This is a genomic window from Streptomyces sp. NPDC002092 (assembly GCF_053593775.1).
Genome location: NZ_JBSFDG010000007.1, coordinates 221811 through 235393, shown reverse-complemented (window position 1 = coordinate 235393; position 13583 = coordinate 221811). Strand labels below are relative to the sequence as shown.

Below are 13583 nucleotides of genomic sequence, written 5' to 3'. Positions count from 1 at the left end.
GATGTGGCTGGGTGGGGAACTGTGTCGGACACAGGCACCGCATGCCGGCCGACATGGTCTGGCAGGATGCCGGCGACCGGCGGGAACCGGTCACCGGCATCGCGGTGGTGCGGCGGTCCGGCCGAAGGGCCGCTCCGCCCAGTGTGCCTTCAGCTCACGCGCCGAGGTGCTTGCGCAGCCATTGGCCCATCTGCTGGATCGCCTGGTCCACCTCGGGTACGCGCCCGGCGCCCAGGACGAACGAGTGCTGCCCTTCGGGCATCGGGTGGACCTCTGAGGTGACCTTGAAGTCCGCGAGGCGTCGGCCGAGTTCGGCGCCGTCGTCGGCGAGGGTCTCGTACTCGCCGTAGTGGACGGTGGTGGGCGGCAGGCCGGTCAGATCGGCGTTTGCGATGCTGATCGCGGGGTCGGTGAAGTCCACGGCGGGATCCTGCAGCCAGGCTCCCCGGAAGAGTTCGAGGGTGCTCCTGCTGAGCATCTTGTCGTTGTCCTCGTTCTCGTCCACCGACGCGTTCTGGATGGTGAGGTCGGTCCACGGCGAGACGCTGACGATCGCGCCCGGCGTCGCCTCGCCCTTCGCGAGCAGGCGCAGCGGGAGCATCACCGCGAGGGTGCCTCCGATCGAGTGGCCCGTGCTGCCGATGTTCCGCGGCTCGTAGCCCTGCGAGAGCAGCCACCGGTACGCCGTCTCGGCGTCGTCGAGCTGCGCCGGGTAGGGGTGTTCGGGCGCCAGGCGGAAGTCCACGACGAGGGAGCGGGCTCCGGCTGCCTTGGCGATGTGGCCTGCGGCCTTGCGGTCCGAGTGCATGGAGGCGGTGACGGATCCGCCGAAGTGGAAGTGGAGCAGTGCCTTGTCGGGGTCGGCGCCCTCGGGGATGGCCCAGAGGGCGGGGACGCCGCCCGCGTCCACCTCGGCGTACGTGACGCCCTCCGGCTCGGTCGACGCCTTGTGGTTCGAGTCCACGATGTCGCGGATGACGGCCAGGTCGAGACCGGGTGTCGACGACTTCGCGCTCACGCTCGCGAGGAACTCCGCGAACTCCTGTGCCTCTCGGCTTACGCCCATGGTGGTGCTCCTTCGCAGGTTGCTGCCACGCCCACGTCCCGCGTGCAGCCAGGTTGATGTGATGGTCCAGACGCTACTGGCTGAGTATAAGAAAGTAAACCCAGAAGAGTAAGGGGCACCTCTGGCTGCGGGCGCGGCGGCGCGGTGCGGGCGGCCGAGGGTGGTCAACGCTCCAGAATCTCTGCCGTTGCGGATCAGCGGTCTGAGGTCCGACTGGCGATGCCCTGGCGGCCGGGAGGTTCTTGGAGGCGCTCCGCGACCTGTGCGAGGATCTTGACCTTCAGCCGTAGATCTGCGGGTAGAGGTCCTGGATCTCGTCCACGGTGGGCACAACGGGGTTGTTGGCGGGGGATCCGGACACGAGCGCCTGCTCAGCCATGAGGGGCGACATTCGGCGACGGAGGAACGGTGATGGCACAACAGCCAGGTCCGCGCGGAGTACGAGATGAGACGCATGACTGACATTGCTGAGGGCGAGGTTCTCACCGATGTGCACCGGGGCGTCGGCCGGATCCTTCTGAACCGACCCAAGGCGCTCAACGCCCTGACGACAGGCATGGTCGCGGCCATTGACGGTGCGCTCGCCGTATGGGAGCACACACCGCTGTCCACTGTGGTGATCGCCAGCACCAGTGTGAAGGCCTTCTGCGCCGGCGGCGACATCCGCACGATCCGCGAGCACAGCCTCGCTGGGGATGCCGAGGCCAGTGAGCGGTTCTTCGCCTCCGAGTACCGGCTCAACGCCCGGATCGCTGAGTATCCCGTGCCGGTCGTGTCGCTCATCGACGGCATGTGCATGGGCGGTGGTCTCGGTCTGTCGGTCCACGGCACCTTCCGCGTCGTCACCGAGCGTGCGGTGCTGGCGATGCCCGAGACCGGGATCGGTTTCTTCCCCGACATCGGGGCCAGCTACTTTCTGCCGCGGCTGCCCGGCGCGATAGGCATGTACCTGGGACTGACCGGGCACCGTCTCGACGCTGCCGACGCCCTGTACGCGGGGCTGGCCACGCACTTCGTCCCCACGGACGGGCTCGGTGCGGTCGCAGACGCCCTGGCGGACAGCCCAGGCGCCCCGGTGGACGTCGTCCTGAACCGCCTTGCCGACCGTTCGCCGGTGGGGGCGAGCAGGCTGGCGGAGGTACGCGGGGAGATGGACTGGGCGTTCGGCGCGCCGACCCTCGGTGAGATCGAGAAACGCCTGCGTCACCTCGACACCGCCTGGGCGTCAGACGCGTTGATCGCCCTGGAGTCCGCCTCGCCGCAGAGCTTGGAGATCACTCACAACCTGCTGGCCCGGGGCAGACAGCAGACGTTGCGCGAGTGCCTTGACGCTGAGCTCACTCTCACGCGCACGACCATTCGCACGCCGGACTTCCTGGAGGGCGTCCGAGCGGCCTTGGTCGACAAGGACCGCAGTCCCATCTGGGAACGTGAGGCGCAGGGCGGACAGACGCCGCCGGCCTGACCGGGAGTGCAGGGTTAGCGGCTGCTCGTTGTCCGCACTGCCGCACTGCCGCACTGCCGCACTGCCGCACTGCCGCACTGCCGCACTGCCGGACAGGTTGTTCTTGCCGAGTTGCGCGGCGCGGATCGCGGTGACGTGCCCGCGCTTCCGCCGCCGATGGTGATCACGCCGTAGCGCGTGCTCACGAAGTGTCCCCGTTCCGGGGACATGGTCGGCTCGTGGAGCGAGCGGTCATGCGGCGCGGATGTGCTGCGCAAGGGTGGCGTGGACCTGGTCGCGGATGTCGGCGAGCACGGCCTCGTCGCTGCGGTGCGGGCACACGGTGGCGGTGGTGCTGATGTGGATGATCGCGGTGATCACCCGCGCCAGCGTTGCCGCGTCGGCGGCGCCGATGTCCTCGTTGCGCGTGAGCAGGCCGGTGATGCCGTCCTCGACGCGGCCGGCAAGGGTCAGACCCACTTGCCGGTATGGCTCGGCCGGGTCGCCGAAGACAAGTTCGCGCAGATAGGTGCGGCCGTTCTCGATGTGCTCCCGCACGCACTCCACCAGGGGGCGGATGAGAGCGATGACCCGCTCCAGCGCGCCCTGTCCTACGGCGGCGTCGGCGGCGGCGAGGCCGGAATCGACGGCGGCGGCGAACTTCTCGTTCTGCACCATGATCAGCAGCTCGGCCTTCGTGGACGCGTACAGGTAGAGCGTCCCGATGGCGACATCGGCCCGGCGGGCGACCTGCTGCGTCGTGACCCTGTCCACGCCGTGTTCGGCGAACAGCTCGCGGGCGGCGGTCATGATGCGCTCGCGCTTGTCCTGTTTGGCCCTCTCGCGGCGCCCGGTCGGCATGTGATCGCTTCCCATGGGGACCCCCTTGACAATAATTATGAGTGGACTCATAGTTGAGTGTACTCGGATCGACCGGATGGTGCGAGGTCGTGAGGCCCCCGGATGTCGCGCCGGGTTTGCCGATCCAGTCTCAGACCTGGATAAATAGGACAAGTATCAGGAGTGGCGCCCCATGCGAGCGTTCGTCGTCACCAAGTACAAGGAGTCGCTGCAGGAGGCGGAGGTCCCCGAGCCCACCGTGGGGGAGCACGACGTGCTTGTGCGAGTGGAGGCCGCCGGGCTGAACCCGCTGGATGAGAAGATCCGCGCCGGTGAGTTCAAGCAGATCCTGCCCTACAAGCTGCCGCTGATCCTGGGCAACGACGTCGCGGGCACCGTCGTCCGCGTCGGGACGGCGGTTCGCGGCTTCAAGCCCGGAGACGAGGTCTACGCCCGGCCCCACCAGGACCGCATCGGCACGTTCGCCGAGCGCATCGCCGTAGCGGAGGGCGACCTGGCGCTCAAGCCCGCTTCGATCAGCATGGAAGAGGCCGGCTCGCTGCCGCTGGCGGCGCTCACGGCATGGCAGGCGCTGGTGGAGCGCGGGAAGCTGAGGCCCGGGCAGAAGGTGCTCATCCACGCCGGCGCCGGCGGGGTCGGTTCGATCGCGATCCAGCTCGCCGCGCACCTCGGCGCGAGTGTCGCCACCACTGCCAGCGGTTCCAACGCGGCCTACGTGCGCGCGCTCGGCGCGGACACGGTGATTGATTACCGCACCCAGGACTTCGAGCAGCTCCTGACCGGCTACGACCTGGTGCTGGACAGCCTCGGTGGAGAGACCCTCGAGAAGTCCCTGCGGGTGCTCAGGCCCGGCGGCAAGGCCATCGGGATCGCCGGTCCCCCGGACCCCGCGTTCGCCCGCCAGGCCGGCCTGAATCCGCTGCTGCGCCTGGCGGTCACAGCCCTGAGCCGCAAGATCCGCAAGCAGGCGAAGAAGCTCGGCGTGACGTACGAGTTCCTGTTCATGCACGCCAGCGGCGACCAGCTCCGCCGGATCACCACCCTCATCGACCAGGGCGCGGTGCGCCCGGTCGTGGGAAAGGTGTTCCCCTTCGACCAGACCCCGCACGCGCTGCAGTCCCTGTCCCAGGGCGGCATCCGCGGCAAGGCCGTCATCGGCAACAGCTGACCCGCCGCAACCGCGACGGGCGACACGAAACACACAGCGACACAGAACACGCAAGGAGAATCGGTCATGAGCAGCACAGACGCCCCGAACGAACCCGTCATCACCTCCTACGCGAAGGCCCCGGCCCGCACCGTCCGCGCAGGCGGCGTCACCTACGCCTACCGCGAGCTGGGACCGAAGGGCGGCATCCCCGTCGTCTTCTTCGTCCACCTCGCCGCGACCCTGGACAACTGGGACCCCCGCATCATCGACCCCATCGCGAAGGGACGTCACGTCATCGCCTTCGACAACCGCGGTGTCGGGGCGTCCACCGGCCAGGTGCCGGACAGTGTCGAGGCGATGGCCGACGACGCCTACACCTTCATCAGGGCCCTCGGGTTCGACAAGATCGACGTCTTCTCGTTCTCCCTCGGCGGCATGGTCGCCCAGGCCCTGGTGGTGAAGCACCCCGAGCTCGTCCGCAAGCTGGTCCTCACCGGCACCGGGCCCAAGGGCGGCAAGGACATGGACAAGGTCGCCAGAGTCACCTACTGGGACATCCTGCGTGCCACGTTGACCCGTTCGGACCCCAAGGAGTTCCTGTTCTTCAACCGCAATGCCACCGGCAAGCCCGCCGCACGCGCGTTCGTCAACCGGCTCAAGGAGCGCACCGTCGACCGCGACGCGGACATCAAGACCAAGGCGTTCCAGACGCAGCTGAAGGCCATCAAGAAGTGGGGGCGCTCCGCCCCTGACGACCTGTCGTCGATCACGCAGCCCACCCTGATCGCCAACGGCGACAACGACCGCATGGTGCCGTCGGTCCTGTCGGAGGACCTGCACCGGCGCATCAAGGGCAGCGAGCTGATCATCTACCCCGACTCCGGGCACGGCGGCATCTTCCAGTACCACCAGGAGTTCGCCCCCGTCGCGGTCGAGTTCCTGGCTCGATGACCACCACCTGACCAGGAAAAAGGGCAACATCATGAGCACGTCACCGGTCGCCGCGCCCCCGGAAGTGAAGAAGCCTCTCACCTCCTCGATCCTGCTGTGGGTGCGCACCGACCAGCCCCGCCAGACCGGCATGGACCACTGGAAGGGCCCGCACTCAGGGATCATCTCCGCCACCCCGGGGCTGGAGGAGTACCGGCAGATCCACCTCGCCGAGCAGAACACGGGCCTGTGGCCGGCCATCGACGGGGTCCAGACCGCGATCCCAGCAGACCGGAAGATCGACGGCGTCGCGGAAGTCACCTTCCAATCGGTGCTCGCCCCCCTGAAAGGGCGCGAGCAGACGAAGCTGGCCCACGCCGACGAGATCAACGTGTTCCGCCGCACCCTGCTCTACGCCGGCCCGCCGAACTCCTCCCGGTGGTACGACGTCGCGGGCCCCGGAGAGACGGTCGGTGCCCGCGCGCTGATCTACCTTCGCCGCAGGGACGGGGTCGGCGCCGGCGCCTTGCGGAAGTTCGTCAACGAGGAGCTCGCCCCCGCGCTCGCCGGCACCGGAGTGCTGAAGGAACTGCGCACGCAGACGTTCCTGCCCTGGACGAAAAAGCTCTGGGACACCCCGGACGTCGCCCACGACAACCCCCACGACCAGCGCTTCCACGCCTCGGTCAGCCTCGGGTTCACCGACACCGCGGCACGGGACGCCTTCTTCAGCGGCAACGCGATCGAGGACCTGTCCGACCGGCTGGCACCGCAGGTCTCCGCGATCCACGCCTACGACGTCGCCGCCGCCCTCACCTACGTCAAGAACGGCGAGATCCTCCCGCACTACCAGGAGTGAGCAGCGCAGACGGGAAACGGGACCGCCGGATCTGCTCGGTACATCCATCCGCCCCGGCTTCCTTGCCCTCCTCGCACCCCAATCGCCGTCTGATACCCACCACGCATCCGGAGCCAGCCATGAGCGAGCAGCAGAGCACCATCCACTACGAGCGCACCTCACCGCAGATCGCGAAGATCACCTTCGCCAATCCGCCCGTCAACCTCATCGTCGGCGAGACGGTCCTGCGCCTCATCGAGATCGTCACCGAACTGGCCACCGACCCGGACATCCAGGTCGTGCTGTTCGACAGCGCCACCCCCGACTTCTTCTACAACCACTTCGACCTGGCCGCCGCCGCCGACTTCCCCGCCCCCGAGGACCCGGACGCGGTGCCGGCATGGACGAATCTGGTCCTGGAACTCTCCAAAGCGCCGTACATCACGATCGCGGTCATCCGTGGACGCACCCGCGGCGGCGGGAACGAGCTCGCCCTCGCCCTCGATCTGCGCTACGCCAGTCGTGAGAAGGCGATCTTCGGACAGCCCGAGGTCGGCAGCGGACTGCTGCCCGGCGGTGGTGGCAGCGAACGCCTGCCCCGGGCCATCGGACGCGACCGCGCCCTGGAAGCCATCCTCACCAGCGACGACTACGACGCCGACACCGCCGAACGCTGGGGCTGGATCACCCGCGCCCTCCCCGACAGCGAAGTCGACGCCTTCGTCGGCACCGTCGCCGCCCGACTCGCCTCCTTCGACCGCGCCTCACTCGCCTCGGCCAAAGCCCAGATCAACCGGGCAACCCTGCCCCCGGACGGGGACCTGGTCGCCGCGTACGGCGAGTTCGCCCACTCCCTCACCCTTCCCGGTTTCCTCACCCGGGCCGCAGGCACGCAGGCCGTCGTCGAACAGGCCGGCATCGACTTCGAGTACCGTCTCGGGCACTACATCGGCATCGCCAACCAGCCAAGCTGACACCCATCAGAAAATGAGCACGGACGCAGCGGATGCTGCGTCCGTCCTCATTTGCCGCGGGGCCCACCTGATTTCCGACGTCTTCGGCACGATGGTCGGATCGGGCTGCTGCCGGATCGACCGCCGATGTCCTCCACCGCTCGACGGCCGCGACGGTGCACCGCTTCTGGACACCGGTCGGCCGACCGTTCGCACGCCATGGATCACTGGGTCCCCGACGTGAAGAGATCGCGTCGGGAACGAACAACAAGCTCAGGCTTCCGTGCTGTGCAGGTCCGGGTAAAGCGCCTCGACCGGGCCGCTCAGAGCCGCCTTGACCCCCTTGGTCAAGTCGTCGGCCAGGACCTCGTATTCTCCGGCCTCGACGGCGTCGTAGACCATCGTCACCAGCTGTGTCGGCAGCATCTTGGGGCCGTCGGCGTGCGCGGCCATATCGGTGTCGACGTAGCCCATGTGCACCCCCGTCACGTGGATGCCCATGGGTGCGAACTCGATGCGCAACGAGTTGGTGGCCGACCACAGTGCGGCCTTGGAGGCGCTGTAGGCGCCGCCGAAGGCATACCAGCTGGCAACGGAGTGCACGTCGATGAGGACTGACCCCTTGTTGGCGGCGAGGATCGGTGCGAAGGCGCGGGCGAGGAAGACCGGTCCGAAGAAGTTCGTCTCCATGTTCGCCCGGATGTCTGCCTCGGTGACGTCCAGCAGGCTCGCGCTCGGCGGGGTGGCGCCCGCGTTGTTGACGAGCACGGTGACATCCGCCGCGGCGGCCACGGCCGCGTCGATCGACGTGCGGTCGGTCACGTCAAGGGTCAGGGGGACGATGCGGTCGTCGTCCCAGGCGCGGGGGGAGCGGGCGGTGGCGTAGACCTTGACGGCGCCGCGCGCCAGGGCGTCGTGGACGAAGTGGGTGCCGATACCGCCATTGGCGCCGGTGACGAGGACGACTGCTCCATCGAGGGAGGGCATGGGTTCCTTCTTTCCGAGGGGGATGTGAAGTACGTGGCTGCGCACGGATGGGGCAAGGACACATCGCCCCGCGATGGGAGAATGAGCGGAGCCACATTCGAGCCCACATGACATTGAGTACAATCATAACTGATTACAGTCAGAATCTATTCCTGGAGGACACCGCCATGCCTCTCGGACGGCGCGAGCGGAACAAGCAGGAGAAACTCGACCGCATTGTCGCTGCCGCCAGTGATCTGTTCGCCGAGCACGGCGTCGATGAGGTCACGACCCAGCAGATCGCGGACAAGGCCGACATCGGCACCGGGACCCTGTTCCTTTATGCCAAGACCAAGGGCGAACTCCTCCTCCTTGTCCAGAACGCCAAGTACGTCGAAGCGCTTGAGCGGGGCCGGGCGGCCGCCGAGACCGTCCCAGGCGTGCTGGACGCGGTGCTGGCGATCGTCCGGCCGATCGTCGAGTGCAACCGCGTCCAGATCGACAACGGACGCACCTACCTGCGAGAGATGGTCTTCGGTGACCCCGAGGAGCCCCGGCACGGCGCGGCACTCGCCATCGTCGCGCAAACCGAGGAGGCCGTCGCCGCCGTGCTGCGCAGAGACGAGCGGGTCACCGAGGGCGACGCCGCGACGCTGGCACACATCGTGTCCGCCGTGATGTTCCTCAGCATGGCGGTGAGCGTGAACATCGCCTTGAGCGTGGAGGAGATCGTGCAGGACATCCGGGGGCAGGTCGAGGTCCTGCTGCCTCGCTGAAGTGCGGCCCGGACTCGGTCCAGGTGACCATCCGGGCAGTCCTCGGCTGCGGCATGGCCCGCATCCCCGCATGGCAGGGTCATCCGGCCGTTGCCGCCCATACCGGCACGACTGGACGGCTGGGGCGGGTCGGCCGGAGGGCTACCGCCACCGCGTGCTGCTGGGCTTCCCGAGATTGCCCACCTGTACGGCGTCGGGTCCCACTCCCACCCTGCGCCTGGACCGCGTTGAAAATGGTCGCCCGAAAGGGCGGCGGGGTGGTGCTGCCGGTGTTAGTGCTGAGGTAATTGGGAGCTGGCCTCGTGATGTTCAAGGTATTGGGCTGGGCTTGCGTCGGTCGGCTGCGGTCAGGTCTCCGGACTGCTTGCCGCCAGCTGGTCTCTGTTGATCTGTGCCAGTGACGCGAGAATCTCCTTGCGGCAGACATCGAGGATCTCGTCCGCCAGCGGAGAGCCGTCCGGGCATGCCCGCGACAACATGATCGCGCCGACCGAATGGGCGAGCATGTCGATCACCATCATGCGGGCCGCGCGCTGGTCCGCATCTCCCGGTGTATCGCCTTGGGGCTGAAGGGCCGTCAGCAGGTTCTCGATCCCGGCTGCGAACTCTGTTCTGATGTCCGCCGGCTGACGTGCGGCGTCGCCGCCGAGGGCCGCGATGGTGCAGCCGTCGCTGCGCCCGTCGCGATGCTCCCGCGAGACGTAGCGCTCGACGAACTCGGCGGGGTCCAGACCTTGTGCCCGTGCCACGGTCTGCGAGAGCCCGCTCGCGGACGCTTCGGCCATCAGGTCGGCCTTGGAGCGGAAGTGCTTGTAGAACCCGCCGTGGGTGAACCCGGCGGCCGCCATCAGCTCTGCCACACCGACACCGTCGTAGCCGCGCTCACGGAACAGCCTGGAGGCTGTCGCGACGATGTGGGCACGGTTCTGCTCTGCCTGTGCCTTGGTGACCCGCATGTCCAGCCGTCCCTTCGTCGATCGGCGCTCGACGGTCCAGCATACATAGATGTCGATCGACATCGAAGAGGTTGACTTTTTAGATTACGATCGTCATCGTATTGCTCACCCCCTCCAGAAAGGCTCAGGCCATGAGTGACACGCATGTGACCGCACCGACTCAGTACATCGAGGTTGACGGCGACCGGTTCGCCTACCGGCGCTGGGGCAAGCCCTCGGGCGTCCCGATCTTCCTGGTCCAGCACTTCCGTGGAGGGATGGACAACTGGGACCCGCTGCTCACCGACGGCTTGGCGGAAGGCCGTGAGGTCATCCTGTTCAACGGCCGCGGCGTCGCCTCGTCATCGGGCACGCCCCGTAATCGGATCGAGGACATGGCCGACGACATCGCCGCGGTCATCCGGGCACTGGGGCTGGAGCAGGTCGACCTGCTCGGCTTCTCGCTCGGCGGTTTCCAGGCGCAGGAAGTCACGCTGCGCCACCCCCAGCTGGTGCGCAAGCTCCTCCTGCTCGGCACCGGCCTCCGAGGCGGGGACCCGACAAGTGACCCCCAGGTGCCTCAGTACGCCCTGAACCCGGTCCCCACCCTGGAGGACTTCCTCTTCCTGTTCTTCGGCCGCTCGGAAGCCGCGAAGCAAGCGGGCAAGGCCTTCTGGGAGCGCCGTCACCAGCGGGTCGACCAGGACCCGCCGAGCTCGCCCGCGGTCGCACAGGCGCAGTTCGAAGCGACTATGGCCTACGCGGAACCGCTGCCGGGCGAGAACCCCTACGCCCACCTGAACGCGATCACCCAGCCGACGCTGGTCCTCAACGGCGAGAACGACGTGATGATCGCCTCGATCAACTCCTGGCACCTCGCCCAGAACATCCCCAACGCTCAGCTGCTGATCTACCCCGATGCCGGGCATGGAGCGCAGTTCCAGTATCCCGAGCGGTTTCTGAAGCACGCCATTCAGTTCCTCGACGAGTAACGCCTGCAGGGCTTCGGTGCAGTCGCTGACGCCTGGTCCGTGCGCGAGAATCCGGCAGGCCGGACCCCGGCCGCGGGAGCGGCTGGCTGAGGTAGGCGCATCCTTCGTGAGCGAGGCGGGGTGCGCCGTCGCCCGGCTGCCCTGCCCGCTCCCACGGTGTCCACCGCCGCGACCCTCCGGCCGGGACGGCTGATACGTGCCGCACGGGCGTCGAAGACGTGGGCGCCGGCCGCGCCGTCGGTGACCGCGACGAGGAGCGCCTGAGGTCCGGCCACTGGGCGGCGATCCGCTCGATCGTGGTATTCGGGCAGAGCCACTCGACGCCCTCGCTGCTGGCCTTGACGACGTGGGCGCCGCCGCTCCTTCCAGCGTGCCCCGGGCCGGTCCGCTGAGCGAGTCGGCCCCGGGGGCGGCAGGGAGAGCCGCCGGACCAGTCCCTGAGGCTCCGCTCGCCGAGACGAGGGCCGTACAGGGCCCGACCGCCGCCGCCGAACTGCCCGAGCTCGGTCATCAGCGCAACGCCGGTCTGGATCTCGTCCGCTGTCCAGCAGGTGATTCCTTGATCATCGGTAGTCGGCTGCGCGCTACGCCCGACGTCCTTTCGCACGCCAGGCGCCTGGGAGTGTCGGATTCAGGAGGGCCCGGGCGGCGCGGTCCTGCTGCGGTTGGCAGTGGAAGAACGGTGCCGCCGCTGTGCAGTGCGCCGATTTCGAGAGCCGGCCGGCGGATGGCCTCCTCATACAGAGCCAGAGTGCGCGCAGGTCGGGGTTCTCCTTCCGTGGTCGGCTCAGGTTGGCTTCCGTACGTACGTCGGGTCCGGAGGGTTGCGTCGGCGTCGCAGGCCGGCCCGGCGCCGGGATGCGGAGCCGGAAGCGCACGTCGACCAGGGCCGCGTAGTGCCGCGGCCGGCACTTGCCGCACCGTCGTGCCGCCAGCCCTGTCCCGCCACGGCGACCACACCGAAGCCCGCGCGCTGACGGATGGGATCGGCCCTGACGACGTCCTGCCCACAGGTAGAAGTCGTTGACCGTGGACACCTCCCGGTCCCAACTCGCCTTTCCGAACGAGGGCCACGCTCATCACGACGCCGCCGTCACTCGAACGCCGCTCGGTGGTCCATGGACGCGTCACGCCGGTCCCGCCTGCGTCGCGTGAACCACAGGAAGGCCACGTATGTGCGCAGGTCCCGGGCATGAGCGTGTCGGCGAACGTTCAGCTCGTCGCGCGCAGCAGATCGGGACTCGGCGCGGCGAGGTTGTCCTCGGCGAGGGCGTGCGGGCGCACTGGCAGGTGCGGTCATCGCGCTGACGTCCTTCGGGCTTCGACACCTCGAAGATCAGCCGATGGCCGTTCATCTGTGCGGGCACCGACCCGATGCCGGAGCAAACCCCGGATCAGATCGAACCCGTACACCACTTCCCTGGATGCAATCCAAGGCACTCGGGGCACGGGGCTCCGCAGACTGTTGCGGCCGCCGGCAGCCCTCGGATTCGGGGCCGGAGCAGAGGACGCCGTTGGACAACTCCCGTGTCCGTCATGAGCGTCGGGACACGCGAGCCGTCGATGGTGTTCCGCCCGACGCGGCGAGCGCCTCTCGCCCCTGCCGTCGTCGGCCCCGCGTGATCATGCCAGGAGGATGCCGTGTGACCGGCCTGATCTCAGTTGCTGTCGGGCGTCATCGAGACCACGACCTTGCCGGCCGTGGTGCGACCCTGCTCGACGTAAGCCATCGCCTCGAGCGTCTGATCGAACGGGAAGGTGCTGTCGATGACCGGGCGGAGCTTCCCGCTGTCGTAGAGGGCGCCGAGCTCGCGCAACTGGGAGCCATTGGCCTGCATGAAGAAGAACTGGTAGCGAACGCCCAGGGCCTTCGCCTGCTTGCGGATCTTGCGACTGAGCACGTTCATGACCAGCCCCAGGAAGGAGGGAGCGCCGAGCTGCCCGGCGAACCCGGCGTCCGGCGGGCCCACGACGCTGACAGCCAGGCCGCCGGGCTTCAGCACGGTCAGCGACTTCTCCAGGTTCGCCCCGCCCACGGCGTCCAGCACCAGGTCGTAGCCGGACAGCACCTTGGAGAAGTCCTCCGTCTTGTAGTCGACGACGATGTCGGCACCGAGGCTTCTGACCAGCTTCTCGGAATGAGCGCTCGCGGTCGTCGCCACGGTGGCACCGAGGTGTTTGGCGAGCTGGATGACCGTCGATCCGAGACCGCCGGCACCGGCGTGGACGAGCACTTTCTGACCCGGCTTCACATGGGCCTGGTCCACGAGGACCTGCCAGGCGGCCAGGGCCACCAGTGGGACCGCGGCCGCCTCCTGCGGGGTGAGCGAGACCGGCTTGGGCGCGGCGTCGTCCATGTCGATCGCGATGTACTCCGCGAAGCCTCCGATCCGCAGGTCGCGCGGACGGGCGTAGACCTCGTCGCCGACTTCGAGGCCGCGTACGGCGGAACCGACCCGCGTCACGACGCCGGCCACGTCATGACCGAGCACGAACGGAGGCTTGTACTTCAGCAGCTGTTTGAACTCCCCGTTGCGGACCATCTTGTCCAGCGGGTTGATGCTCGCGGCGCTCACCCTGACCAGAACATCGCGGTCACCGACGCTGGGCTCGGGTACCTCGGCGGCGCGTACGCCGTCCTTGCCGTACTTCTGGACGACGAATGCCTTCAT

Annotated in this window: 12 protein-coding genes; 7 read left to right on the top strand and 5 right to left on the bottom strand. The window is 68.2% G+C overall.

What is annotated here, in order from left to right; all coding sequences use genetic code 11:
- Nucleotides 1–154 precede the first annotated feature (154 nt).
- Nucleotides 155–1066: an alpha/beta hydrolase gene (locus ACWCRD_RS18295; RefSeq protein ID WP_397801599.1), complete on the bottom strand. Its 912-nt coding sequence runs from the start codon at nucleotides 1064–1066 to the stop codon at nucleotides 155–157.
- 454 nt (nucleotides 1067–1520) lie between these two features.
- On the opposite strand from ACWCRD_RS18295, the gene ACWCRD_RS18290 reads away from it, so the two are divergent.
- Complete coding sequence (locus tag ACWCRD_RS18290) at nucleotides 1521–2531, top strand: enoyl-CoA hydratase/isomerase family protein (RefSeq protein ID WP_450966830.1); 1011 nt, start codon at nucleotides 1521–1523, stop codon at nucleotides 2529–2531.
- A 231-nt stretch (nucleotides 2532–2762) separates the two neighbouring features.
- Here the strand turns inward: ACWCRD_RS18290 and ACWCRD_RS18285 are convergent, their stop codons facing one another.
- On the bottom strand, nucleotides 2763–3386 hold the full coding sequence (locus ACWCRD_RS18285) for a TetR/AcrR family transcriptional regulator (protein ID WP_351476496.1): 624 nt from the start codon (nucleotides 3384–3386) through the stop codon (nucleotides 2763–2765).
- A gap of 157 nt (nucleotides 3387–3543) precedes the next feature.
- Here ACWCRD_RS18285 and ACWCRD_RS18280 point away from each other — a divergent pair, with 157 nt between their 5' ends.
- The 4 genes from ACWCRD_RS18280 (at nucleotide 3544) to ACWCRD_RS18265 (ending at nucleotide 7263) form a co-directional block, all read left to right on the top strand.
- The gene (locus tag ACWCRD_RS18280; RefSeq protein WP_450966829.1) at nucleotides 3544–4539 is read left to right on the top strand and encodes an NADP-dependent oxidoreductase; all 996 of its coding nucleotides are present in this window, start codon (nucleotides 3544–3546) and stop codon (nucleotides 4537–4539) included.
- Nucleotides 4540–4605: 66 nt separating this feature from the next.
- Nucleotides 4606–5472, top strand: coding sequence for an alpha/beta fold hydrolase (locus ACWCRD_RS18275; RefSeq protein ID WP_383459312.1), 867 nt, complete (start codon nucleotides 4606–4608; stop codon nucleotides 5470–5472).
- Nucleotides 5473–5503: 31 nt separating this feature from the next.
- Nucleotides 5504–6310, top strand: coding sequence for a strictosidine synthase (locus tag ACWCRD_RS18270; protein ID WP_450966828.1), 807 nt, complete (start codon nucleotides 5504–5506; stop codon nucleotides 6308–6310).
- 119 nt (nucleotides 6311–6429) lie between these two features.
- On the top strand, nucleotides 6430–7263 hold the full coding sequence (locus ACWCRD_RS18265; protein WP_450966827.1) for an enoyl-CoA hydratase/isomerase family protein: 834 nt from the start codon (nucleotides 6430–6432) through the stop codon (nucleotides 7261–7263).
- 252 nt (nucleotides 7264–7515) lie between these two features.
- Here ACWCRD_RS18265 and ACWCRD_RS18260 read toward each other — a convergent pair whose 3' ends face one another.
- Nucleotides 7516–8229 carry an SDR family oxidoreductase gene (locus tag ACWCRD_RS18260; RefSeq protein WP_450966826.1) on the bottom strand — a complete coding sequence of 238 codons (714 nt, stop codon included), beginning with the start codon at nucleotides 8227–8229 and terminating at the stop codon, nucleotides 7516–7518.
- A 167-nt stretch (nucleotides 8230–8396) separates the two neighbouring features.
- Between ACWCRD_RS18260 and ACWCRD_RS18255 the strand changes: the two genes are divergently transcribed.
- On the top strand, nucleotides 8397–8984 hold the full coding sequence (locus tag ACWCRD_RS18255) for a TetR/AcrR family transcriptional regulator (RefSeq protein ID WP_450966825.1): 588 nt from the start codon (nucleotides 8397–8399) through the stop codon (nucleotides 8982–8984).
- A gap of 347 nt (nucleotides 8985–9331) precedes the next feature.
- Here the strand turns inward: ACWCRD_RS18255 and ACWCRD_RS18250 are convergent, their stop codons facing one another.
- Nucleotides 9332–10003: a TetR/AcrR family transcriptional regulator gene (locus ACWCRD_RS18250; protein WP_450966824.1), complete on the bottom strand. Its 672-nt coding sequence runs from the start codon at nucleotides 10001–10003 to the stop codon at nucleotides 9332–9334.
- Between the two features lie 68 nt (nucleotides 10004–10071).
- On the opposite strand from ACWCRD_RS18250, the gene ACWCRD_RS18245 reads away from it, so the two are divergent.
- Nucleotides 10072–10911: an alpha/beta fold hydrolase gene (locus tag ACWCRD_RS18245; RefSeq protein WP_217236359.1), complete on the top strand. Its 840-nt coding sequence runs from the start codon at nucleotides 10072–10074 to the stop codon at nucleotides 10909–10911.
- A 1658-nt stretch (nucleotides 10912–12569) separates the two neighbouring features.
- Here the strand turns inward: ACWCRD_RS18245 and ACWCRD_RS18240 are convergent.
- Nucleotides 12570–13583 (bottom strand): NADP-dependent oxidoreductase, encoded by a 1014-nt coding sequence (locus tag ACWCRD_RS18240; protein WP_450966823.1) that lies wholly within the window; start codon nucleotides 13581–13583, stop codon nucleotides 12570–12572.

Coding starts and splice junctions, on each gene's coding strand:
- ACWCRD_RS18290 (WP_450966830.1), top strand. CDS start 1,521: ATGACTGACATTGCTGAGGGCGAGGTTCTCACCGATGTGCACCGGGGC.
- ACWCRD_RS18250 (WP_450966824.1), bottom strand. CDS start 10,003: ATGTCGATCGACATCTATGTATGCTGGACCGTCGAGCGCCGATCGACG.
- ACWCRD_RS18245 (WP_217236359.1), top strand. CDS start 10,072: ATGAGTGACACGCATGTGACCGCACCGACTCAGTACATCGAGGTTGAC.
- ACWCRD_RS18260 (WP_450966826.1), bottom strand. CDS start 8,229: ATGCCCTCCCTCGATGGAGCAGTCGTCCTCGTCACCGGCGCCAATGGC.
- ACWCRD_RS18275 (WP_383459312.1), top strand. CDS start 4,606: ATGAGCAGCACAGACGCCCCGAACGAACCCGTCATCACCTCCTACGCG.
- ACWCRD_RS18240 (WP_450966823.1), bottom strand. CDS start 13,583: ATGAAGGCATTCGTCGTCCAGAAGTACGGCAAGGACGGCGTACGCGCC.
- ACWCRD_RS18270 (WP_450966828.1), top strand. CDS start 5,504: ATGAGCACGTCACCGGTCGCCGCGCCCCCGGAAGTGAAGAAGCCTCTC.
- ACWCRD_RS18285 (WP_351476496.1), bottom strand. CDS start 3,386: ATGGGAAGCGATCACATGCCGACCGGGCGCCGCGAGAGGGCCAAACAG.
- ACWCRD_RS18280 (WP_450966829.1), top strand. CDS start 3,544: ATGCGAGCGTTCGTCGTCACCAAGTACAAGGAGTCGCTGCAGGAGGCG.
- ACWCRD_RS18265 (WP_450966827.1), top strand. CDS start 6,430: ATGAGCGAGCAGCAGAGCACCATCCACTACGAGCGCACCTCACCGCAG.
- ACWCRD_RS18295 (WP_397801599.1), bottom strand. CDS start 1,066: ATGGGCGTAAGCCGAGAGGCACAGGAGTTCGCGGAGTTCCTCGCGAGC.
- ACWCRD_RS18255 (WP_450966825.1), top strand. CDS start 8,397: ATGCCTCTCGGACGGCGCGAGCGGAACAAGCAGGAGAAACTCGACCGC.